We start from the raw sequence: 24,664 nt of genomic DNA, 5'->3' as shown, positions 1-24,664 counted from the left end.
AAAAACTATATTAAACATAAATTCCTTGATATCCAAGACTTTTTAACGTTCATTATAACTTAAATTACCCTAACTATTGACGAATTAATCAATTAGTGATAGATTAATCAAAATTTAATTTGATTATAAATTATATGCAAAGCTTAGATGTACAAACTATTGTATTTTCTAAAAGCCCGTTTTCAATTGGCTTAACCGCTTTTGCTACCTCTTCCTTTAAACGCTTCCATTTCCATTGGCTTTAAGCCAATTATATGCCCTAAACAGGCGGGATTTGGAATACTAGCTTCCTCAAACACTTTTATTACCAAGTAAAACTTTCTTAAATATTAAGTCCCGTCTTCTAAACTCCGCTAGATTTACACGCTTAATTTAAAAGGAAAAATTACAATGACTATACTTCAAAGTCAGCCTAAGGCATTTAGGCTAATAGCTTTAATCCAGATATGCGAATCTTTTAGCTATTATGGAATGAGAGCAATTTTAATATTATTTTTAATGAAATCATTTTTAGCAAGCGATAGCAAGGCATATGCTATTAGCGCAGTGTTTGTTACATTAGTAGAGTTTATAAGGCTTATTGGAGGGGTGGCTGCCGATAAAGCACTCGGTCTTAGGTATTCTATAATTTTAGGAACCATTATAATATCCTCAGGACACATATTAATGTCATGCAGTGACTTTATATACCTTTCTGAAAATACCTTATTTTACATAGGACTCGGAATGATTGTGCTAGGAAGTGGTTTATTTAAAGCCAACTGTGCTAGCTTACTGGGTGAATTTTATCAAAAAGATGATCCAAGAAGACAAAGTGGATATACACTTTACTATACATGTATTAACATAGGGGCATTATTATCTACTATATTATGCGGCATAGTATCTGAGGTTTACGGATATAAATATGGCTTTTCTCTTGCTGCAATAGGAATGTGCATTGCTAATATCTTTCTATATATAATGAACGGGTATTTAGAGGATAAAGGAAGACTTCAAAACTTTAGAATTTCTAAAGCTATCAAAGTTTTTTGTCTTTATCTATTGTTACTTCCAGTAATTATATATGCTGTTATTAATGCAGAACAAAGCCTTAATATTTTACCTATAATTATGGGTATTGCGCTTTGTATTATTTCTTTAAATTTCAGGAACTTATGTAAAGAAGAGATTAAAAATATTGGAATTATTGCTCTTGCCGTAATTTTAATGGCATTGTTTTATAGTATCGAACTTCAAATGGGTAGTACTCTAATAATATATGCTGAAAACTTTGTAGAGAGACAAATTATGGGCTATACAATACCTTCAAGTGTAGTCAATGCTATAAATCCTTTATCTATCATATTCTTAGGGTCAATTGTTGCTAAAATTCTGAGTCGAAGATCTTGTGGTTTAATATCAAGCTTCAAAAATATTGGATACGCCTTTACAATAGTAGGACTAGGTTTTATCGCATTATCATCTGTAGGCATCATAAATCCCGAAACTAAGTTATCATTAATAGCTTTTTTGCCCATATTTGCATTAATTGGAGCATCTGAATTATTAGTAGGTCCTGCCATATATGCCTTAAGCTCAAGGCTTGCTCCTTCAAACCTAAAAGGATCGGTAATGGGATTAGTAATGTTTGGTTATTCTCTTGCAGGTATTATTAGCGGCTTTACCAGCAAAATGTTTGTATTCAAAACAACACCAACTATTAAAGACTTTTCAAATAACTATAGTTTAATAGGATTTACACTGCTTTTAATAGCCTTTGCTATTATAGGAGTTACTACAATCAAACAAAGTAAAAACGCTAAATTGGCTTATTAGTGAAAAAAGAGGTTATGTTAAGTATAACCTCTTTTTTGTAGTATTTTTAAGTTAGATTAAATATAGAAATAACGAGCGAAGCCTAGTAAAACCTAGGTAAGCGAGGAAATGACGTATATGTAATCAACATAAAGTACTATAATCAATGGCGCTTCACTTCATCTCTATCATTAAACTTATTATCTGAAGTAATAAGCTTAGGATTATTAATAGCTATAATTTCTGGATGATCATCTGCAATTGGCACAATCTTTTTAGTTAAAGCTACCTCTAAAACGTCATTTAAGTGGCTAACTGGTATGATATCAAGTGCATTTTTGATAACATCTGGAATTTCGGCTAAATCCTTTTTATTCTCTTCAGGAATTATTGCTGTTGTAATACCGCTTCTTGTAGCAGCCAGCAATTTTTCTTTTAGTCCACCAATTGCAAGCACTCTACCGCTTAAGGTTATCTCACCTGTCATTGCAACGTCTTTTCTTACTGGTATGTTAGTAAATAAAGATACTATAGTGGTAGCCAATGCAATACCTGCTGAAGGTCCATCTTTTGGTGTTGCTCCTTCTGGCACATGAATATGAACATCATAGTTCTGATAAATTGATGGAAGTATACCAAATTCTTTAGCTTTAGATTTTACATAACTTACAGCAGCTTGTGCTGATTCCTGCATAACCTCTCCAAGTTTACCTGTAACTTTAACATTACCTTTGCCAGGTATTTTAACTGCCTCAATATATAAAAGCTCACCTCCTGCCTCGGTATATGCCAGACCATTAGTAAGACCAACGCGGCTTTCTTTTCCAGCTTCTGTAGATAAGAATTTTTTAACCCCTGCAAAATCTTCAATATTATCTTTTGAAATAACAATTGATTTAATATCAGAAGTCATAATCTTGCGAAGTGACTTACGTATAGCTTTTGCAAGTTCGCGTTCTAAATTTCTAACCCCTGCTTCACGCGTGTATGACCTGATAAGCTCTAATACCGCATCTTCTGTAATGGTCACTTCATCTTTTTTAATCCCATGGTCTTTTAGTAACTTAGGAATTAAATGGAGCTGGGCAATTTCAAGTTTTTCTATTTCTGTATAACCTGAAAGCCTGATTATTTCCATTCTATCAAGTAAAGGTCTTGGTAAGTTAGTAGAGTTTGCCGTTGCAACAAACATTACTTTAGATAAATCAAATTCTACTTCCACATAATGATCAACAAATGTGGCATTTTGAGCAGGATCTAAAACCTCTAAGAGGGCAGAAGTTGGGTCACCCCTAAAATCCATTCCCATTTTGTCAATTTCATCTAGTAAAATAAGTGGGTTTGCAGACTTCACTTTCTTAATAGAATTTATCACTTTACCTGGCATAGCACCAACGTAAGTTTTTCTATGACCCCTAATTTCAGCCTCATCACGTACACCACCAAGCGATATTCTTACGTAATTGCGATTTGTAGCTTCCGCTATTGATTTAGCAAGTGAAGTTTTACCAACACCTGGAGGACCCACTAAACAAATAATCGGACTTTTAAGGGAGTTGGTACGTTTTTGCACCGCCAAATATTCTAATATTCTTTCTTTAACTTTTTCTAAGCCGTAATGATCGGAATCTAAAGTTTTTTCAGCTTTATTTAAATCTATTTTGTTTTTAGTAAACTTACCCCAGGGTAAAGATAAAATAAGCTCAATGTAATTACGAATAACTGATGCTTCCGCAGACATAGCGTTCATCATTTTAAGCTTTTTAATTTCACCAGTAAGCTTTTCTCGAGCTTCTTTGCTGAGTGGTGTATTTTCAATTTGCTGTTCAAGTAACTTAATATCATTTCTAACATCATCTACTTCACCAAGCTCTTGCTGAATGGCTTTCATTTGCTCATTAAGGTAATATTCCCTCTGAGTTTTTTCCATTTGCTTTTTAACACGCGCCTTAATTTTATGCTCAGCGTCTATCAGACTTATTTCTTTCTGCAAATATGTTAAAATTTCTAAAAACCTAACTTTTTGATCTTCGATTTCTAAAAGCCTTTGCTTTTCTTCAACTAAATTAGGTAAATGATAACATACAAGGTCTAAAAGTTTTAAATGGTTTTGAGTTGCAAGAATATTTGAGTGTAGATTAGGATTAGACCTGCGCGTAAATTTTGAAAAATATTCAAAATCGTTTTTCACCGACCGCGCTAAAGCCTCAACTTCAACGTCGTCACTATCTAATTGATCTTCAATAACTGTATATTCACAGAAAAATGTCCCTTCATTATCAATATATTTGTTCACTTTAACTTTCTGATGACTTTCTACTAATAATTTTAATGTGCCGTCTGTAAGCTTGAGGATTTGTATAATATTTCCTATTACACCTACTTTATAAATATCATCCAATTTAGGGTCTTCAATCGCTGCATCTTTTTGAGCAACAAGCAGAATTTGGCTATCAGTTGAATTTGTTGCAAAGTCTATTGCTCTAAGTGACTTTTCACGACCTACATATAATGGAACCAAAATACCTGGAAAAACTACTTCATCACGGAGAGGGAGAACAGGGAGTAAGTCTGGCAATTCCTTGAATTCTTTGCTGTTAAATAAATCTTGATCTGTATGCATTATTACTCTCCCTACGTATTTGTTAGGACATATTCTTATAAGTAAGATTTATAATATAAACACTTATGGCACTTAAGAATTTTCATTCTAACAGTGCCATAACTTACTGAAAAACTAAAGACTAATTGCCCGAGGCTTTCTTCTTCTTTTTATTTCCGGAACTGTCCGCTAATACTATTATAGGTGCTGATTTCTGTTCTACAACATCCTTTGTAATAATTATTTCTGCAATATCCTGATTTGATGGAACTTCAAACATTAAATCAAGGAGTAAATCCTCCATAATTGCCCTAAGTCCTCTTGCACCAGTTTTTCTTACTATTGCTTTTTGCGAAATAGCTTTAAGAGCCTCTTCTTCAAATTTAAGCTCTACATTATCCATTTCAAATAATTTTGCATATTGTTTTGTAAGAGAATTTTTTGGCTTAGTTAAAATATCCATAAGCGCTGCTTCATCAAGATCATGAAGTGTTGCAATAACCGGAAGTCTTCCGATAAATTCAGGGATCAGACCAAATTTTACTAAATCTTCAGGCTCAACTTTACTAATCATTTCACCTGCTTTTTTAATTTCCTTAGATTTAACAACCGCATTAAAACCAATAGATCCTTTATTTAATCTATCAGAAATGATCTTTTCAATACCATCAAATGCACCACCGCAAATAAATAGAATATTTGAAGTATCAACTTGCAAAAATTCTTGCTGCGGATGCTTTCTGCCACCTTGAGGAGGAACAGATGCTACAGTACCTTCAATAATTTTTAGAAGCGCTTGTTGCACACCTTCACCTGACACATCGCGCGTAATAGATGGATTATCTGATTTACGGGAAATTTTATCAATTTCGTCAATGTAGACAATACCTTTCTGGCAACGCTCAACGTTATAATCAGACGCTTGTAATAGCCTCAAAATAATATTTTCAACGTCTTCACCAACATAACCAGCCTCAGTTAAGGATGTTGCATCAGCCATTGCAAAAGGAACGTTAAGTACGCGTGCTAGTGTTTGCGCAAGTAATGTTTTACCACTACCTGTAGGTCCTAAAACCATGATATTTGATTTAGATATCTCTACATCACTATTTTTATCGACATTCATTAATCTTTTATAATGATTATGAACGGCTACAGCTAAAGTTTTTTTAGCTTTGTCCTGACCAATAACGTATTGATTTAATACTTCAGCAATTTCACTTGGTTTTGGCAAAGAGTCGACTTTCTTAACGCCAGATAATTTAGCATCATCTTTTATGATATCACCACAAAGATCAACACATTCATCACAAATAAAAACAGCTGGTCCTGCGATTAGTTTTTTTACTTCGTGCTGGCTTTTACCGCAAAATGAACAGTATAGGGTGCCTTTGTTGTCAGTTTCGCCTGATTTTCCCATGTATGACTCCCAAAGAAGCTTAGTTTATTCTACTTATTTCACATAAATTTTTATATTTATATGAAATAAGATTTTTTTATTACATTCTGATTTTAAACATTAAAATTTGAAAAACCAGAGGATTTTTATTTTTTTGTGAAAATCTATATTTCACAGTATTTTATCAATAAATCCGACCAAATTTACAGCCGGATTTATTATAGAAATTTAATTGTTATGCATCCTGACGCTTGTGAACAACTTTATCGATGAGACCAAACTCAACAGCTTTGTCAGCAGACATGAAGTTATCACGTTCCATATTGTCCTGAATAATTTTTAGCTTTTGTTTTGTATGATGCACATAAATATCATTAAGCCTTGCTTTAAGATCTAATATTTCTTTTGCATGAATTTCGATATCAGTTGCCTGACCTCTAAACCCGCCAGATGGCTGATGAATCATTACTCTTGCATTTGGAAGAGCATATCTCATGCCTGGCTCACCTGCAGTCAACAATAACGATCCCATAGAACAAGCCTGACCGATACATAATGTAGATACTTTCGGTTTAATATATTGCATAGTGTCATATATCGAGAGACCAGCGGTCACAACACCACCCGGAGAGTTAATGTACATCCATATGTCTTTCTCTGGGTTTTCAGCTTCCAAAAACAGAAGCTGAGCAACCACTAAACTAGCCATATTATCTTCAACAGGACCAACTAAGAAAATAATTCTTTCTTTAAGCAAACGAGAAAATATATCGTATGCGCGTTCACCACGATTTGTTTGCTCTACGACCATAGGAACTAGGTTCATATAATCTTCATATTTGCTTATGATATCATGCATTTTACTACCTTTTCATTAAAAGATTAACATATTTAGCAATAATCTAGCATGCTTATATTTTTTCTGCAAACTCTTTTGGGCTAATTTCAATTTCATTTAATTTCACTTTGCCCATAATGTGGTTTACAACTTTATCTTCAAGCACTGAATTTCTAATTTGATCTAAGAAAACCTGATTTTTACTGTAAAGCTCAACAATTTGCATTTCCATTCCAGGGAAGTTTCTTGCCTGATCTAAAATTGCATTTCTGATTTCTTGTTGATTTACATGAATATGTTCATCATCAGATAATTTAATAAAATATAAGCTTAAAAGAACACGTCTTTTAGCAATTTTAATATTCTCTTCTTCATCATCAGCTGGATTCATTTTTTTAACTTCTTCAAGCTCTTCTTTTAAGAGTTGCTCTGGAACGTCATTATCTAACTGATCAACCAATTTATCAAATAAATCTTTTTTACTTAAAGAATGCGCAGCACCTGCAAATTCTCTATCTTTGTATTGCTTTACTTTTTCTTTTAAATCTTCGTAAGTTTTAATACCACTTCCGATTTTAGCAAAAAATTCTTCGTTAACTTCAGGTAATTCTCCAGGAATTTTAATGTCTTGAATTGTTACATCAAATACTGCAGGCTTGCCTTTTAAATCAGCTGCATGATAGTTCTCAGGGAATGTTACTTTAACAGAAACTTTATCGCCTTTTTTATGACCGATTAACTGACCTTCAAATCCTTCAATAAATTGTTTTGAACCGATTGTAAGCTCATGACCTTCGCCTGTACCGCCGTCAAATTCAACTCCGTCAATTTTTCCAACAAAATCAATAACAGCAACATCGCCTTCTACGATTTTGTGTTTATCGTCAGCGCTTTCAAGATCTCTCATGTTTTTTCTAAGGTCTTCAACTACTTTTTCAATGTCATCTTCACCCATAACAACTTTATATTTGTCTACAGTGAATGCAGAGAAATCAATTTTACCAAAATCAGGGAAAATCTGGAAAGAAAGGGTAAATCCTAAGTCATCACCTTTGTCAAAATCTTTGAAGTTTACATCTGGCTTTGTTGCAGGTCTTACATTGTTTTCCTTGCAAATCTGTGCAAAACTTTTATCTACCAATTTAGATACTACATCTGGCATAACCTGATCTTCGTATTTAGCTCTTACGATTTTAATCGGAGCCTTACCTTTTCTAAATCCTGGTAATGATGCTGTAGATTGAATTTTTGCTATTTCTTTAACTACTTCTTCTTCAACCTGTGTTTTGCTTACAGTAATATCATATGATCTACTTAAGCCTTGGTTTTCAATTTCACTAATTTGCATGAAATGTATCCTTCAATATATGTGTAAAACGTGGTGCGGATGAAGGGACTTGAACCCCCACAACTTTCGTTACCAGAACCTAAATCTGGCGCGTCTACCAGTTCCGCCACATCCGCTTAAATCCTAAATTCGAGATATTAATAACAAGGAATTTATGACTATACAAGTAAAATCTACAATTTGCGCAAATTAAAAATAATTTAATAACTTAATTAGGATTCAAAAGACACATTTTTGATTTTAGAAACATCTATTTTCTTAATTAAAGCTTCACCCAATTTATTTGGCACGACTAGATTAATAGTATTATTTTCAGCTCTTTTTTTGTCACTTTTTACAGCAATCTCAATGATATTATCTAAATTTCCTAAATATTCCGGAACATCATATGCTTCCAAAAGAGATTTAATTGCTGAACTTGTTTTCTTTGATGATAGCCCTAGCTTATGAAGCAAATCAGTTTCAATGTACATACCCATACCCACAGCTATACCGTGAGGAATTTTATTTTCTTCATATGATTCAATTGCATGACCAATAGTATGACCAAAATTAAGTATCATTCTTTGGTTACTATCCAGCAAATCTTTTCCAACCACCTGATTCTTAAGCTTTATTGCCTTTGTTATTAATTTTCTGATGAGTTTAAAATCTAAATTTAAGATATCATATTTTTTATTTTGCAAAAACTTACAAAAATTAATGTCTCTGCAAATTGCGATTTTAATAGCTTCGCATACACCTTCTAGAATTTGAGCTTCAGTTAAAGACTTTAGCATTGAAGTTGCGATAATAACATTATTAGCAGGATAAATTGTCCCGATTTTATTTTTAAAATTATTATAATTTATACCGTTTTTACCACCAATTGCGCTATCTATCATACTTAGCAAAGTAGTAGGTATTAAAATAAGCCGAGTACCTCTGTTAATTATACTTGCAACAAAACCTACAATATCAGTAATAACGCCCCCACCAAGACCAATAATGTAATCTGATCTTTTGGGGTCAAAACTTATAATTTCATCTATGATTTTCCCTATAGTTTCCCATGACTTACTCTTTTCAGAAGCATCTATAATTATAAATTCAGCTTGACCTTTAGAGCTTACTTTTGCTAAAACTTCCTGAAGGTATAAATTTGCTACGTTACTATCAGTAATAATAAAAAATCTGCTATCTTTTTTTACATCTATATTAAAATCAAATGCATCAGATATTTCGACTTTAGTTTTATACTGAGAGTTATATTTTTTATCTATTTGCATCTTCTTCATTATATTTTTGGATTGCAGTGATAATGTGCTTTACTGTTTCGATATGAGTATGGTTATCGCTGGTTACTATAATATCCGCTTCTGAGTAAATAGGATATCTTTGGGAGGTTAAAGCTTCAATAATAGTTCTTTTGTCACCAGTCTCTAATAGCGGTCTGTCACTTCTTCTTGAAACCCTTTCTAATAAGACATGAGCGCTTGCTTTTATCCATATAGATAATGCTTTATCTTTTATTACTTTACGCACTTCCGGGTGAATAAATGATCCCCCACCTGATGCTATAACTTTAGGAATTGAATCTGTAAGAAGAGCATCAATTACCTGCTTTTCAACTTTTCTAAAATATTCTTCACCTGCATAGTAAAAAATATCTGAAATCGAACAACAGGCTATTTTTTCTATTTCTTTATCAGTATCGTAAAAAGGTGCATTTAGAGATGCAGCAAGCCTACTTCCAAGGGTAGTTTTACCTGACCCCATCATGCCAACAAGTACTATTGGTGTTCTAAGTATAAAATTCATCTTGATTGCTGCTTATAATTACAATATTATTTTCATAGCTAGTAAACATTAAATATAAAGAATAATCAAGGCAAAATGAAAAAATCTAACTTTTTATCAAATTTAAAATATGCAATTTTGCTAGTAATAGCACTTATAGTTGGTTTAATATTTTACGGAACAAATATAAGCAACCCAGAATTTAAAGAAGTAAGCTCTGAAATAAAGCTAAATGCTCATACAAAATAATCAAACAGTTTTAGAAAATTTTCAAAATTATTTAGTATCTGAAGCAGGTTTAGGTAAACTCAGTATTAAATCATATGTTACTGACCTAATACTCTTTTGCAACCACGTGAATAAAAACCTGGTTTCAATTACTTCAGATGAAATCAATGGTTATTTGAATTTCTTGAGAAAGGAAAATACCAAACAAACTTCTATTAACCGTAAAATATCGGCGTTCAAGCATTTTTATAATTTTTTAGTGTCTGAGAATATCATAGAGATATCCCCCACCTCTCTTTTAAAACATGGTAAAACGGGGAAGCAAATACCTAAATATCTTTCAAAAGCTGAAATTGATAAAATTTTATCATATGCAAATGAAACAAATCATACATTTGAAGAAGCAAGGTTGAGCTGTATGATTCATATTATGTATGCAAGCGGACTTAGGGTTACAGAACTTATATCACTTAAAACTTCTAATGTAAATTTAGAAAAGCTAATTAAAGAGCCGATCCTTAGAATCATTGGTAAGGGCAACAGAGAACGCATTGTTCCATTATACCCAGATGCCATTAAAGCAATTCATGAATATTTAAAATGGCGCAAAACTAGCCCTCTGGATGATAGTTTATATTTATTTCCTTCTAAAGCAAAGCAAGGGTATATTACAAGGCAAAGGTTTTTTCAACTTCTTAAAGAGGTTGCAATACTTGTTGGAATAGACCCAAATACTATTTCACCCCATGTTATCAGGCATTCTTTTGCAACACATTTATTAGAAAATGGGGCCGACCTAAGAGTTATTCAGGAAATGCTAGGTCACAAAGATATTGCAACAACCGAAATATATACTCATGTTAGTAATAAAAGGCTCAAGGGAATAGTAGACAGGTACCATCCCCTTGCTAAATAAGTTTAAGCCTCCTGAGTAACTACTGATAAGTAGTGGTCATACACTTTTTTAATACCGTCTTTTAATTTTAGACTTGGCTTCCACCCCATATTAAATAATTTATTTGAATCAAGGCATTTACGCATTATCCCATCAGGATAATTTGGGTCAAAATCAATGATTCCTGCAAATCCCGTAACTTCCTTGACGATTTCAGCAAGCTCTTTAATTCTTACTTCTTCCATAGATCCAACGTTAATTACTTCGCTTGAATTATAATTGTTCATTAAAAATACAAATGCATCAGCTACGTCGTCTGAATAAATAAACTCTCTATATGGAGTTCCACTTCCCCATAAAGTAACTTTATCAGCATTTTCAGACTTTGCTTTATAAAATTTCATTATTAATGCGGGTATAACATGTGAGTTTTCTAAGTTATAATGATCGTTAGTACCATAAGTATTTGTCGGCATAACAATGACAACATTTAAACCATGTTCTTTTGCGTATGACTGACACATTATAACACCATTTAGCTTAGCTGTTGCATATGCAATATTTGTTGGCTCTGGCATGCCTTGGTATAGCTTTGATTCATCCATTGTAGCGTTCTCTATTTTTGGATAAGTACAAGATGATCCACAGAAAAGCAGTTTTGCAACTTTATATTCATAGCATGCATGAACAATATTTGCCTGCATCATTGTATTATCATAAATAAATTTAGCAGGATAAGTCGAGTTTGCTTTAATTCCGCCCACAATAGCCGCCATATGAAATACATACTCAGGATTTACACTTTGAAATAGTTTATCTACTTCTTGCTTACTTCTAAGGTCGCAATCTTTTGAAGCAATACATACAATATTTTTATACCCTTGCTGCTCTAAAATTTTCTTTAAAGACGAGCCAATTAGACCAGTTGCTCCTGTTATAAGTATTTTGCTATCAGCCTTCATTAAAACTTCCTAATTATAAATTGAAAAATCCCTCGACAATTTATCTTAATTAGTTATATAAGGCAATTGAAATGAACTAATGGAGTAAATCTATGTCTAAACATCTCGATACTATTAAGCAAGGAATTGAAGCTTACTGCGCAGAAAATTTCAATTTTGAATTTAATCCTGAAAATCCTGTAATCCGTCTTCATGAACCTACTTTCTCTCACGAAGAAGTCTTTGCTGCAACTCAGCAAATGTTATCAACATATGTTACAATGGGTAAACAGGTTAGAACCTTTGAAGAGCAATACGCCGAGAAATTTGGACATAAGTATGCTGTTACAAATAATTCAGGATCATCTGCAAACTTACTTGCTGTATCTTTACTCTCCAATCCAAAAACAGAAAATCATTTGAAACCAGGTGACGAAGTTATAGTTCCTGCACTTTCCTGGTCTACAACAGTTTGGCCTATTATTCAGCACGGTTTAGTACCTGTATTTGTTGATTGCGATCCTAAAACATTCAATATGACAGCAAAGCATATTGAGGAAGCCATTACTCCAAAAACACGCGCTATTAAACTTGTTCACGTTTATGGCAATCCATGTGACATGGAAGAAATTATGGCAGTTGCTAAGAAACATAATTTGTTTGTTATTGAAGATTCATGCGAATCTATGGGCGCAAAATTCAAAAATCAGTACGTAGGATCTTTTGGTGATATTGGTACACTTAGCTTTTTCTTCAGCCATCATATCACAACATTAGAAGGTGGCATATGTACAACAAATAGCTTTGAAATGGCTGAAAATCTTAGAATTTTAAGAGCGCATGGCTGGTCAAGAGAAGCAGACGAAAAACAAAAATACATTGATATGTATCCTGATATTGACCCTAGATTTATTTTCGTAAACCTTGGTTACAACTTAAGAATCACAGAAGTTCAGGCAGTAATTGGTCAGCAGCAACTTGTAAAGTTCGACTCAATTGTTTCAAAAAGAAGAGAAAACGTTGATACATATAAAAAATTACTTAGCGAATACGAAGACATTTTTGACTTCCAGCATGCTACAAGAGAAAGTGAGCCTACATGGTTTGGCTGTAACTTTATATTAAAAGAGAATGTAAATTTTGGTCTTAAAGATATTACATCTTTCATTCAGTCAAATAAAATTGAAACACGTCCAATTATTGCAGGTAACATGGCAAAACACCCTGCTCTTACAATGTTTCAGCATAAGTTAGTTGGCGACATGACAAATGCAAACCGCATTATGGCACGTGGTTTTTCTTTAGGATGCCACCAAGCAGTAACAGAAGCAGGATGTGAATATGTAGCAAATGTAATCAAAACATTTATTAAAAATAATTACGTATCTGCACATAAAAATACAGCCGAAACAGTAGCTTAAGGTAATAAAATGCAAAAACTTTTAGTATTAGGCGCAACAGGATTTATCGGCAGAAATATGCTGGAATACTTTGCAGCACAAAATAAATACGATGTACATGCTGTATATAACAAACGCCCAAGTTTTGACATAGCAAATGTTACATGGCATAAAGCAAACTTATGCGAAGCATCTGACATCAACAATGTCTTAGATGGTGTAGATATTATTGTACAAGCCGCTGCTACAACATCGGGTTCTAAAGATATTGTTACAAGACCATTTATACACGTGACCGATAATGCTGTAATGAATTCATTACTTTTCAGAAGCGCAATGGAAAAAGGCGTAAAGCACGTTATTTTCTTTAGCTGCACAGTAATGTATCAGTCTAGTGATATAGCGCTTAAAGAATCTGATTTTGACGCAAGCAAACCGCTTCATCCAAGATATTTTGGTGTTGGCAATACAAAGCTTTATATCGAGAAAATGGCAGAATTTTTTGCATCCATAAGTGATACAAAATATACGGTTATCAGACACTCAAATATATATGGTGCGCATGACAAATATGACTTTGAACGTAGCCACGTATTTGGTGCAACAATCTCTAAGGTTATGCTTGCTGATGAAAAAGTAGTAGTTTGGGGTAGCGGTGAAGAAGAAAGAGATTTACTGCATATTGATGATCTTACGAATTTTGTTGATATGGCAATAAATAATCAAGAATCTAAATATGCTTTATATAACTGTGGACTTGGAAAAGCTGTATCAATCAAAGACCTAGTTCACAAGATTGTAAATTATTCCGGTAAAAAGCTTAAAATTGAGCATGATTTATCACAACCAACCATTAAAACAAGCTTATTTTTAGACTGCTCAAAAGCAAAAGAAGAACTTGGGTGGGAGCCAAAAGTAAACCTTGATGAAGGTATTAAAGATACTTTATCGTGGTGGAAAGAAAATATTGACCCGCAAACATTAAAACTAAAGGAGACAAGTGATGTCGTTTTATAAAGGAAAAAGTATATTGGTAACTGGCGGAACAGGTCTTATTGGCAGACCACTTGTTGAAATGCTGATTGCCCAGGGTGCAGACGTTACGGTTGCATCACTTGATGATCCTTCAAGAGTTCCAAATGGCGCTAAATTTAAAAGACTTGATCTTCGTGAGTTCCAAAATTGCGTAGAAGTTTGTAAAGATCAAGAAATTGTGTTTAACTTAGCTGGAGTCAAAGGCTCGCCTGCAATGACTGCAAAACGTCCTGCAAGCTTTTTTGTTCCTACACTTCAGTTTAGTATTAACATGATGGAAGCAGCAAGAAGAGCGGGTAGTGAGCGATATCTTTTTACAAGTTCTGTAGGCGTATATTCCCCTAATGAAGTTTTTTATGAAGATGATGTTTGGAAGACTTTCCCATCACCAAATGACAGATTCGCTGGCTGGGCAAAAAGAATGGGCGAACTTCAGGCGGAAAGCTATAAAATTGAATATGACTGGGATAAAATTTCTATAGTAAGACCAGCTAACGTTTATGGTCCTTATGATAATTTCGATCCAGAAAATGCTATGGTAATACCATCACTAATTAGAAGAGCAATGACTGAAAACCCACTTGTTGTTTGGGGAGACGGCTCACCAATTCGTGATTTTATTTTTGCAAAAGACGTAGCGCGCGGTATGATGCTTGCTGTAGAAAAAGGTATTAATGAGCCGATAAATCTTGGTAGCGGTACTGGCGTTACCATTAAAGAAGTTGCAGAAATCATTTGCAGAAATCTTCCAAACTCACCTATTGAGCTTGTTTTTGATGAAACAAAGCCAAAAGGTGATGCAAAAAGACTTATGGATATGACTAAAGCTAAATCCTATGGCTTTGAATGTGAGACATCCATTGAAGAAGGCATTAAAGAAACAATCAATTGGTATTTAAATAACCAAAACAATTTAAGCAACAGGTATAATGCGTTTACTGATAGCGCTCACGTACCACAAAAGGTAACAGAAAATGTCTAAGACATTATTAATAACTGGCGGCTCAAGTCCTATTGGAGCTGCCATTATTAAAAAATTTGCTGAAAACGGTTATAATATATTCTTTACGTATAATAGCCGCAATGATGAAGCAAATCAGCTTGCAGCAGATATTAAAAATATTGGTAAAGAATGCATAGCATTTAAGCAGGATATGACTGATATTCATGCTGCAAGTAACATAATATCACATTTTGAAAAGCATTTCGATCATCTTGATATTTTAGTGAACAATGCCGTTATTAAGCCTTTACGCCAGCCTTTAATATCAATGTTAGATGAAGAAATAGACAATCAAATTATGGTAGGTCTTACTAATGCCATTAAGCTTTGTAAACATGCTAGCAGCATTATGAAAAACGGCAGTTCAATTATCAATATATCTTCAGAGTCTGCTAAATTTGGTGGAAATAAGATTGCAGTTTACGCAGCTTTAAAAGGCGCTCTAAACAGCTTTACTATTGGTTATGCCCGTGAGATGGCTGAAAGTGGAATTAGAGTTAACGCTATAAGTCCTGCAATAATTCATGAATCGGAAGATGTTATAGAAGATCAAACCATTCCATTAGGAAGAAAAGGTAAGCCTTCAGAAGTTGCTGATCTTGCCTTCTTCTTATGTTCAAAAAGTGCAGCTTATATATCTGGAAGCATTCATACAATCAGTGGCGCAAGATAATTACGCCACTTCAAATTTTATTAAAACTATAATTTATTAAATATATAAATTATTTATCCTTTGCAACCCTGTATATTATTTGCTAACATATTGATATATAACTTTATATGTTTATGAATTATGGTAATTGTTAAAATGAAATCCCTCATTGCTAATCTTCAAGAGGAACTCCAAAGATTTTGGAAAGAAATAAATTATAAATTCCATCATATAGCTGAGTCAAACGAAGAGCTTTGCTATTATTATATATTTAACAAAAATTATAGTGACTTAAGGTTTAGACTAAAGTTTTTACGTAAATTCTATCCTAATTATACAGGCTTTAGATTTTTTAATGCTTTTGATATGATGATAAACGGTATGGAAGGTGATGCTAAAGAAGAGTTTAGATATGTTGCTAAAGCTATCCCTAATCATCCTTTTGCAAGCTATTATGCAGATGCTTTATCTGGAGAGTTTCAGGATAATATACCTGAAAACATTATAAAAGCTCATTTTGACTTAGTAGCACCTTTTTATACACAGTTAGATAAAACTGAAAGAGAAGCATACATTATTCAGTTTATGCATAACCATAATTTATTTAAATTTGAGCAAGATCAGGTCTCTGTTCTTGATGTTGGCTGCGGCAATGGCTATACCACAAAACGTATTTATCAATTTTTAGGTAAAATGCCTGTAATACGCGGCGTTGATATATCTGAGAAAATGATAGAATGGGCAAAACAAAGAAAGCTTTCAAGTGGTGTTGATTTATATGAAGAAACACATTTAATGGATGCTAAAGATTATTTATCTAATCAGAAAGACAAGCATGATATTATTCTTTGCTTAAGTCTCATAAATTACATAAACGATTTGCCAGGCTTTTTTAAAGAAGTAGAAAGTAAACTTTTAACAAGCGGCGCTATGATACTTGGTTTTGAGTTCGACGATCGTTTAGAAAGCAGATCAATAAGTAAAGACTATATGAAGTATACATATTCAAGAGAATATATAAAAGATCTTCTCAAAACGGCTAATTTAAGAATTGTAAGTGAGCCAATACAGGCAAGCTCAGGATTTTGCTTAAACGTTATAAAGAAAAATAGTTAGTTATAAATACCTATCAAATTACTTATTATCCTTAATTATAAGTTGATGCTCGTTGTTTTGTAATGGACGGGCATTCATCTTATATTTATTTTTATACATTTCAATTTGCTCTTTAGAAGCTGTAATAGGCTGCTGCATTACAAACCAGTTTACCCCTTCGTCACAAGGAGGGGTAGTTAGTGACCCAATAAATCTGAAATACTTCTCATCTTTCGGCAATAGCTTAAGTAAATCAAGATTATCAATAGTAACTTCTTTTGCATCGCCCGAAGGAATAGCTTTAAACATTTTCTCAATTTCAGTGTTTGCCTCACCTTCTTCAAACATAATACCAATTACTGCTAAGGTATTAGAGTCTTTTTCTTTATGAACTAAATGCAGCTCCATAGGATACGCTTCGTTACTAATATGATATTCACTAGGAGTATGAAAATGAATCTGTAAAAGCTCATAAGTTTTTTTCTCAGCTATAATCGTATTGCCACTATCAAAATTTAGCTGAAAGTTAAGCCCTTTATCTATAATTTTCCCACTACCTTTTATATAATTATATTTTATAGACTCAAGGTCAGCTTCTACGTAATTTTTAATATTTACAGGAGACTGCACTTTCCCTGTTTCACATACAGTATAATCAGGATGAATTTTACCCCAGTTTTCAGCACCTTTTTCTCCAGTGTATGTCCAGCTTTCTTTATCATTTGCATACATATTATTGAGAGTAATTACTGATAAAAAACCATAAGCGATTAAACTGACTAAAACTTTCATAATCAACCTTTATATATATTTCATTAATAATTATGAATTATAGAATAAAATATTACAACAAATATGTTAATATTTGTACAAATTTACAATTAGTGTCAGTAGTGTTTTTAAAGAATTTATAATATTAGTTTCAATTAGCTCGTAACAAATTATTCGTGACAATGCCCTTAAATACCATTTTTTTAGAACTTTATAATCAGTTTTATCGATTGTTTTATAGCTAGTTTTGATACGGTTATAGATTTTTACATGTTCTTTATAACATTTTAGGATAGTTCTACGATTATTTCCAAACGTAGTAGAATTTTGATGAACTAAATAGTTATAAAACCCACTATTATCGAGAATATCAAAGCTTTTTTTATTAAGAACGCACTTCAATATAAACTCTAGATCAGCCGCAATAAAATTTGAACCATCATCGTCTTGTTCCCAAAAATAGTTATTTTCTATAAAAACATCTTTTTTAATAAGCTTTGCGCCAATATTCGGATAATATAGCGCATTATATATATTTAAAGACTTTTGATCATAACTTTCAAATGTACGTAAAACTTGATTGTTTTCATCTATAAACTTACAAGGCAATGAAATAATGTCAGGTGATTTATGGTCAGCAATTATTTTAGCATTTTTTAAAATATCACCTTCATAAAAGTCATCGGCAAAAACATACCCTATGTATTTGCCTTTTGCTAGTTTGGCGCCTTTTGCCATAGCATTGGTTGCTCCACTATCTTTTTCAGATATGAAAATATCAATTTTGTCTTTGTACTTATTGATTACATCAAGAGTTCCATCAGTAGACTGTCCGTCAATTACAACATACTCTATAAAGTCAGGCTTATTCTCAACTACAGATAATATAGCTTTTTCAATCGTATTAATATTGTTTCTGACAACTGTAATTATTGAAAATAAAACCTGACTCATATTATTTAGAATGGTCCTTTAAATGCATCAATTTCGCTAACACCAAATGCTACTGCGGGGATACTATTTTCATCAAGCTCTGCATCTTTTACTAACTTATATGCTTTTTTTGCAATAGTAAGCGGATTTGGATAAAAATGATCTTCTAATACCCTGGTTGTTGGGCATGTTGTAAATGCAAAACCTTCACGCGCCATTTTTAAAGGCTTTTCATCTATTCCATTAGGAAGCATTTCCATCATTTTTGCCATAACTTCACTGGACAATCCACAAGGCAGCCATGCGTTATCTACTATGAGCAACCTTTTGGTTTTTGAAAATGATTTCACAACAGATTCATAATCCATTGGACTGAGCGTAACAGGATCGATAATTTCTGCATTAATACCTAAGGCAGCTAAAATTTTTTGCGCTCTTAATGCTTCGATAACCATATGAGAAACAGCTAAGATTGTAATATCGCTACCTTCGATAAAAATTCTTGCTTTTCCAATTTCACCTTCAATGTAGTCTGTTGGCACAAAGTTTTTTGTACTATATAAAAGTCTATGCTCAATAAAGATAACCGGATTATCATCTCTAACAGCAGCAGCAAGCATTGCTTTTGCATCATAAGGGTTTGATGGTGCAATAACTTTAATACCGGGAACATGCATAAACATAGAATGCAGCGCTTGTGAATGCTGTGCACCCTGCCCCCATGATCTTCCTATCATAGCCCTTACTACCATTGGTACTTTTACCTTACCTTCTGTAACATAATTTGCTTTAGCTGCCATGTTTATAAGCTGATTCATAGCTAACAATACAAAGTCCATACGAATGTGTACGTGGATTGGACGCATACCATGCATAGCAGCCCCTATTGCAACACCAGTCATAGCATCTTCAGATAGCGGAGTACCGAAAACACGATCCTTACCGAATTTTTCTTTAAGACCTAAAGTAGAACCCTGAATTCCCAAATGATCATCAACATCAAGACCAAATAAGAAAACGTTTTCATCCTGCTCCATTGACTGCTCAATCGCCTCATTAATAGCAACAGCATAAGTGATCTCGCGTATTTCCTGATTTTGCTCTAATTCTTTATTTTCAAGCGTAGACGTTTGCATATAAGTCCTCTTTTGTTGGGAATAAATCATTTTCAGCAAATAATTTTGCTTCTTCAATTTCCTGAGCAACTTGCTCTTTTATTTTCTGTACTATATCAGAAGGAAGTTTTGCCTCTAACATATCAATTTGATCATGGCTTCTCCATTTTTGATATACCGACTGATCTCTATATGCCTGATGAATATCGTCTTTGGGTCCTACGTGTTCTTTATACCTGTAAGTATCAATTTCAATAAATGCAGGTTTTTTTGTAGTTCTAATATATTCTAGAAGTTCATTGGTTGCTTCATATATCTCAAGTACATCACCGCTTCTTACTGCTTTTGTTTTAATACCGTATGTAGCAATTCTTTCTAGCAAGTAAGGCGTTGCCCATCTATTCTCTAAAGGATTATGAATTGCAAAACCATTATTCTCACATACAAATAACATTGGTAAATCATGAAGTGCTGCAAAATTTATAGTTTCACTAAAACAACCTTCTTCTGTAGATCCATCGCCAAAAAATGAAGTCATAATTCTTGATGTATTATTTTTGGCATTTTCTCTTTTAAGAGCAAGCGCATATCCTGCAGATACTGGTATTGTTGTTCCAACTACTGCAGATGCTCCTGTAATACCGCTCTCTAAATCAATAAGATGCATAGAACCTGCTTTGCCACCAGCACAGCCATTTTTCTTGCCATAAAGCTCTGCCATCATTTGCTTAAGGTTTCCGCCTTTTGCAATATAAGTAGCATGACATCTGTATGTATGAGCGATTAAATCATCTTTATTTAATGCTTCGCAAACACCGCTTGCAACTGCTTCCTGACCAATAGATAAATGTACAGGACTTTTAATAACATCTGTAAAATACACTTTGCAAATTAGTTCTTCAACTTCTCTAATAAGCAGCATAGATTTATACAATCTTTCTGTAAGATTACTGTTTTGCATAAACATTCCCAATAAAAATTTTCAAGCCCAAACTATCAGTTGAAGCACCCAATGTCAATTATATCCAAAATTCCTTGACTAAAATTTTATAAAAATTTATGGTTCGCGGTAAGTAACAACTAAGAATTATATCAATGAGTCACTTATGAAAAAGAAAGTTTTAATCACGGGCATTACTGGAATGGTTGGATCCCACTTAGCAGATTTTTTATTAGAAAAAACTGACTGGGATATTTATGGAATGATCAGATGGCGTAGTCCACTTGATAATATTAGTCATATAATAGAGCGCATTAACAAAAAAGATCGCGTGTTTTTAGTATATGGGGATTTACGTGACGATATTTCACTAAATAATATTATTAAAGATGTTCAGCCTGATTATGTGTTTCATTTGGCAGCTCAAAGCTATCCGCAAACAAGCTTTACAGCACCTGTTGATACACTTGATACAAATATTCAGGGAACAACAAGGCTTCTTGACGCTCTTAAAAATCATAAACGCGATGCAATAATTCACGTATGTGCCTCTTCTGAAGTATTTGGTAGAGTTCCAAAAGAAAAAGTTCCAATTGATGAAGAATGTACATTTCACCCTGCTTCACCTTATGCAATTTCTAAAGTAGGTACTGACCTGGTTGGAAGATTCTATGCAGAAGCATATAATATGACTGTAATGACAACCAGAATGTTTACACACACAGGTCCTCGCCGAGGTGACGTATTTGCCGAATCCACGTTTGCTAAACAAATTGCAATGATCGAAAAAGGATTAATGGCACCTGTCGTAAAAGTTGGTAACCTTGAATCACTAAGAACATTTGCAGACGTAAGGGACGCTGTTCGTGCATATCATATGTTAGTTACCGTAAATCCGATTGGTGGTGAGTATTATAATATCGGCGGTACTTATACATGCACCATTAAAGAAATGCTAGATTTTTTAATTTCACACTCCACAGTTAAAGGAATTGAAGTTAAAACTGACCCTGAAAGACTTCGCCCAATCGATGCGGATCTTCAGGTTCCTGACACATCAAAATTTTTCAAGCATACGGGCTGGAAACCAGAAATTTCATTTGAAACAACTATGCTTGATTTACTTAACTACTGGCGCGAAAGGCTTAATACAGGAAGCTTTACAGACAGGTAATGCTAAAGGCTCTTACTCAAGAGCCTTTTCTATTTATAGTAAAATTACAACACCTGCAAAAATTTGTATTTCAAATATGCATTTTAGGTAAATAATTTATAGCAATATTCAAATAACTACATATTATAACTATTGACTTATACATAAATAAAATGTACTTACTGTACGTTTTGTATGTATAACTTAAACACAGGTTATACAATGTAACTTAATTTTTTTGGAGTTTATTATGGTAAAGCAACTTCTTTCTTTAGCTTTCGTAGTTTTCTTAGCTTCTTGTGGTACAGGGTTTGGTAGTGGCGCTGGCGGTGCTGGTGGTGCTGAAAATGCTCATATCGTTCCAGGTACACAATCAGATTTAGAAGCTAACGTTGGCGACAGAATTTTCTTCGATTTCGATCGTTCAAACGTTAGAGAAGACGCAAAAGAAACATTAGCTAGACAAGCTGCTTGGTTACAACAGTATCCAAACGTTCACGCAACTGTAGAAGGTCATGCGGATGAGCGTGGTACACGTGAGTACAACCTTGCTCTTGGTGAACGTCGTGCTGAAGCTGCAAAGAAATATCTTATCAGCTTAGGTGTAGATGCTAAAAGATTATCTACAATCTCTTATGGTAAAGAGCGCTTAGCTGTTGTTGGTAACACAGAAGAAGCTCATGCTCAAAACCGTCGTGCAGTTTCAGTTGTAGTTAGCCACTAATTATTGCTGAGCTTCAAGAGAGCTTATATATTAAAGGCGCCTTTCTAGGCGCCTTTTTTAATGGGATAAATTATGGAAATTTTAGATTTTAATTTTAAAGATAATGACAGAAGTAGAAATATTCCTGTAAGGATATATTATCCTGATGCAACAAGTCCTGTTAAAACTATGATTTTTAACCCAGGATATCAGGGACAGGAAGAATTTACTAAGCCAGACTTTGTATATGCTCATCTTGAACATACTTGGCTTGCAAACTATTTTGTTAATAAAAACTATACATTTATTACCATTCAACATGATACTGCCGGTGATTCTGATGGATTAGAAACTATTAATCTTGATGACATTCAGCATTATGCTAGGGAGCATTTATACAAAAGGGGCGTACTGAATATATCATTTGTTCTTGATCAGCTTAAAACGGAATTACCTGAAGTGAATTTAGATAACTTTATTATAGGCGGTCATTCTAACGGTGGTGATATTGCAAAATATTTTGTAAATGAATATTCTGATTACTGTAATGATATAATACTATTTGATGCCAGACGCTGTTTTTTAAGACCACAAAAGCCTATTAAGTTATTGATGTTTGAAGCTGATGATACGTCAACTGATACAAAAGTAATTCCAGACCCTGAGAATATTCCTAATTCTGCAAGATCAATGATTGACTGGCTTATAGTTAAACCGAAAAATGCAGTGCATGCAAGTTACATGGATCCTTATATAACCGAGGATTTGAAACAAAAAGTCTACAAATATTTAGATATATTTCTTGATATATAACTTCAATTGTTCCTGAATTATAATAAATTACTTTCCAATCTTTTTATATTCTTTAAGTGCTCTAGTCCCTAATATAAAATCTGTGAAATTAAATTTAAATCTGTGGTTTAGAATTCTTGCTCCACCAGAGAAATTAAGTACTTGCTCTTTTTTAATATATTCCATTAAAGTAGCATTATCTTTATTACTATCACGTGCACCCATTAACAACAAATTCAATGGCTTTGGAAGATTAAAACTTGCAAGTTCCAGGAAATAATTTACGAAGCTTGAGAAAAAATATGCGGCAGCTTTTCTTACATATTTTGATGCAAATAAATTCCCAGCCTTTGGAGCAAATGCAGCAAGTGCCATATCAAATAAAAATGCCACCCCTATTCTTCTAAGAATATTTTGACCAAATACTAAAGCCTTTTGAGCAGTCGGAGCAAATGTTAATCTATTATTCATTTCCTTATCTCTAGCCTTCATAGCATCTTTAAGATAATTTGCTATGTCACCACAACCTGACATTTCTTTAGCAACTTCATAAGGAGTCATTCTTGTGTTATTTATAATTCTAGCTCGCTCAAATAAATCTGCTTTATTCTCTACTAGTAACTTTACAATCTCTAAATTATTTTCGTAAACAGCCCTATGTAAAGGTGATCCTAAATCTTCTCGGCAATTACCTAAATTTACGTATGCTCCGTTTTCAAGTAAATATTTACAAAGATCATATTTACCATTTAATACTGCTCTGTATAATATACTTGTTGCGTGGTCGCCATTTGTAAGCCTATAGTTTACAGCTTTCCTTCTATCATCCTCGTTTAATTTTTGTAAATATTGATGTAACTTCTCAAAACTATCATCGCTTTTTGGTAGAGGCAGACCGAAAATAGATCCCACTTTTTTAAACCCATTATTGTGTAAGTCTTCTTGAAAAGCTTTTTCAGCATCAGTAATTTTTAAAAACCATTCAGGAGCTTCATTGTAAACAGGTACATTTGCTGGGGTAAAGTTAATTTGCTTAGACATATCAAAACCATAGAAATATTAAATAATGCGCAATATTAACCTATTTTTAACAAAATATCAATAAATTTATAATATCGCTTTAGTAAACTTAATATTATCAATAGTTTACAAACGAAATATAGAACCTAAATTCTAGAATCTAATGCAACAGCTGATATGTAAAAAAGGTAAGGAAGTGGTGTTGAGTAAAAGAAGGATTGGAAT

22 protein-coding genes and 1 tRNA gene are annotated in these 24,664 nt (G+C 33.3%); 10 read left to right on the top strand and 13 right to left on the bottom strand.

The features are described from left to right. The first annotated feature begins 390 nt into the window (after window positions 1-390). A complete protein-coding gene (locus BGO27_00345; protein ID OJV12024.1) occupies window positions 391-1,818 on the top strand; it encodes a hypothetical protein in 1,428 nt (475 codons plus the stop codon). 142 nt (window positions 1,819-1,960) lie between these two features. Here BGO27_00345 and BGO27_00340 read toward each other — a convergent pair whose 3' ends face one another. The 7 genes from BGO27_00340 to BGO27_00310 form a co-directional block, all read right to left on the bottom strand. Then, entirely contained in the window at window positions 1,961-4,420 is a 2,460-nt protein-coding gene (locus BGO27_00340; protein ID OJV12023.1) for an endopeptidase La, read from the bottom strand. Window positions 4,421-4,541: 121 nt separating this feature from the next. After that, window positions 4,542-5,819: an ATP-dependent protease ATP-binding subunit ClpX gene (locus BGO27_00335; GenBank protein ID OJV12022.1), complete on the bottom strand. Its 1,278-nt coding sequence runs from the start codon at window positions 5,817-5,819 to the stop codon at window positions 4,542-4,544. Between the two features lie 214 nt (window positions 5,820-6,033). Beyond that, window positions 6,034-6,657, bottom strand: a complete 624-nt coding sequence (locus BGO27_00330) for an ATP-dependent Clp endopeptidase, proteolytic subunit ClpP (protein ID OJV12021.1) — start codon at window positions 6,655-6,657, stop codon at window positions 6,034-6,036. A gap of 52 nt (window positions 6,658-6,709) precedes the next feature. After that, window positions 6,710-7,984 (bottom strand): trigger factor, encoded by a 1,275-nt coding sequence (locus BGO27_00325; GenBank protein ID OJV12020.1) that lies wholly within the window; start codon window positions 7,982-7,984, stop codon window positions 6,710-6,712. Window positions 7,985-8,015: 31 nt separating this feature from the next. Then, window positions 8,016-8,100: transfer RNA gene (locus BGO27_00320), tRNA-Leu, on the bottom strand. Window positions 8,101-8,196: 96 nt separating this feature from the next. Further along, on the bottom strand, window positions 8,197-9,252 hold the full coding sequence (locus BGO27_00315; protein ID OJV12019.1) for a hypothetical protein: 1,056 nt from the start codon (window positions 9,250-9,252) through the stop codon (window positions 8,197-8,199). After that, window positions 9,239-9,784, bottom strand: a complete 546-nt coding sequence (locus BGO27_00310; GenBank protein OJV12018.1) for a hypothetical protein — start codon at window positions 9,782-9,784, stop codon at window positions 9,239-9,241. Before BGO27_00310 ends, BGO27_00315 begins: the two co-directional genes overlap by 14 nt. A 211-nt stretch (window positions 9,785-9,995) precedes the next feature. Here BGO27_00310 and BGO27_00305 point away from each other — a divergent pair, with 211 nt between their 5' ends. Next, complete coding sequence (locus BGO27_00305) at window positions 9,996-10,907, top strand: hypothetical protein (GenBank protein ID OJV12017.1); 912 nt, start codon at window positions 9,996-9,998, stop codon at window positions 10,905-10,907. A gap of 2 nt (window positions 10,908-10,909) precedes the next feature. Here BGO27_00305 and BGO27_00300 read toward each other — a convergent pair whose 3' ends face one another. Beyond that, on the bottom strand, window positions 10,910-11,848 hold the full coding sequence (locus tag BGO27_00300; protein OJV12016.1) for a GDP-fucose synthetase: 939 nt from the start codon (window positions 11,846-11,848) through the stop codon (window positions 10,910-10,912). Window positions 11,849-12,030: 182 nt separating this feature from the next. On the opposite strand from BGO27_00300, the gene BGO27_00295 reads away from it, so the two are divergent. The 5 genes from BGO27_00295 to BGO27_00275 all read left to right on the top strand — a co-directional run bounded on the left by BGO27_00295 (window position 12,031) and on the right by BGO27_00275 (window position 17,033). Continuing rightward, window positions 12,031-13,248: a hypothetical protein gene (locus BGO27_00295; GenBank protein OJV12041.1), complete on the top strand. Its 1,218-nt coding sequence runs from the start codon at window positions 12,031-12,033 to the stop codon at window positions 13,246-13,248. Between the two features lie 9 nt (window positions 13,249-13,257). Beyond that, complete coding sequence (locus tag BGO27_00290) at window positions 13,258-14,244, top strand: hypothetical protein (protein ID OJV12015.1); 987 nt, start codon at window positions 13,258-13,260, stop codon at window positions 14,242-14,244. Beyond that, window positions 14,231-15,244: a hypothetical protein gene (locus BGO27_00285; GenBank protein OJV12014.1), complete on the top strand. Its 1,014-nt coding sequence runs from the start codon at window positions 14,231-14,233 to the stop codon at window positions 15,242-15,244. The genes BGO27_00290 and BGO27_00285 overlap by 14 nt, the downstream gene beginning before the upstream one ends. After that, a complete protein-coding gene (locus BGO27_00280) occupies window positions 15,237-15,938 on the top strand; it encodes a hypothetical protein (protein OJV12013.1) in 702 nt (233 codons plus the stop codon). The genes BGO27_00285 and BGO27_00280 overlap by 8 nt, the downstream gene beginning before the upstream one ends. 135 nt (window positions 15,939-16,073) lie before the next feature. Next, window positions 16,074-17,033, top strand: coding sequence for a hypothetical protein (locus BGO27_00275; protein OJV12012.1), 960 nt, complete (start codon window positions 16,074-16,076; stop codon window positions 17,031-17,033). Between the two features lie 18 nt (window positions 17,034-17,051). Here the strand turns inward: BGO27_00275 and BGO27_00270 are convergent, their stop codons facing one another. From BGO27_00270 to BGO27_00255, 4 genes are all read right to left on the bottom strand, one after another. After that, window positions 17,052-17,804 carry a hypothetical protein gene (locus BGO27_00270; GenBank protein ID OJV12011.1) on the bottom strand — a complete coding sequence of 251 codons (753 nt, stop codon included), beginning with the start codon at window positions 17,802-17,804 and terminating at the stop codon, window positions 17,052-17,054. A 66-nt stretch (window positions 17,805-17,870) separates the two neighbouring features. Next, entirely contained in the window at window positions 17,871-18,737 is an 867-nt protein-coding gene (locus BGO27_00265) for a hypothetical protein (GenBank protein OJV12010.1), read from the bottom strand. A 5-nt stretch (window positions 18,738-18,742) separates the two neighbouring features. Next, a complete protein-coding gene (locus tag BGO27_00260; GenBank protein OJV12009.1) occupies window positions 18,743-19,852 on the bottom strand; it encodes an alpha-ketoacid dehydrogenase subunit beta in 1,110 nt (369 codons plus the stop codon). Further along, window positions 19,833-20,792 (bottom strand): acetoin dehydrogenase, encoded by a 960-nt coding sequence (locus BGO27_00255; protein OJV12008.1) that lies wholly within the window; start codon window positions 20,790-20,792, stop codon window positions 19,833-19,835. The genes BGO27_00260 and BGO27_00255 overlap by 20 nt, the downstream gene beginning before the upstream one ends. A gap of 145 nt (window positions 20,793-20,937) precedes the next feature. Between BGO27_00255 and BGO27_00250 the strand changes: the two genes are divergently transcribed. The 3 genes from BGO27_00250 (at window position 20,938) to BGO27_00240 (ending at window position 23,440) form a co-directional block, all read left to right on the top strand. Continuing rightward, window positions 20,938-21,945, top strand: a complete 1,008-nt coding sequence (locus BGO27_00250) for a GDP-mannose 4,6-dehydratase (GenBank protein OJV12007.1) — start codon at window positions 20,938-20,940, stop codon at window positions 21,943-21,945. A gap of 229 nt (window positions 21,946-22,174) precedes the next feature. Then, the gene (locus BGO27_00245) at window positions 22,175-22,648 is read left to right on the top strand and encodes a peptidoglycan-associated lipoprotein (protein ID OJV12006.1); all 474 of its coding nucleotides are present in this window, start codon (window positions 22,175-22,177) and stop codon (window positions 22,646-22,648) included. Window positions 22,649-22,720: 72 nt separating this feature from the next. Next, window positions 22,721-23,440, top strand: coding sequence for a hypothetical protein (locus tag BGO27_00240; GenBank protein ID OJV12005.1), 720 nt, complete (start codon window positions 22,721-22,723; stop codon window positions 23,438-23,440). A gap of 27 nt (window positions 23,441-23,467) precedes the next feature. Here BGO27_00240 and BGO27_00235 read toward each other — a convergent pair whose 3' ends face one another. Then, on the bottom strand, window positions 23,468-24,460 hold the full coding sequence (locus tag BGO27_00235; GenBank protein ID OJV12004.1) for a hypothetical protein: 993 nt from the start codon (window positions 24,458-24,460) through the stop codon (window positions 23,468-23,470). Window positions 24,461-24,664 lie beyond the last annotated feature (204 nt).

Source organism: Alphaproteobacteria bacterium 33-17 (assembly GCA_001897445.1).
In the GTDB taxonomy this organism is placed as follows: domain Bacteria; phylum Pseudomonadota; class Alphaproteobacteria; order Rickettsiales; family 33-17; genus 33-17.
This window is presented reverse-complemented; position numbering and strand designations above follow the sequence as displayed.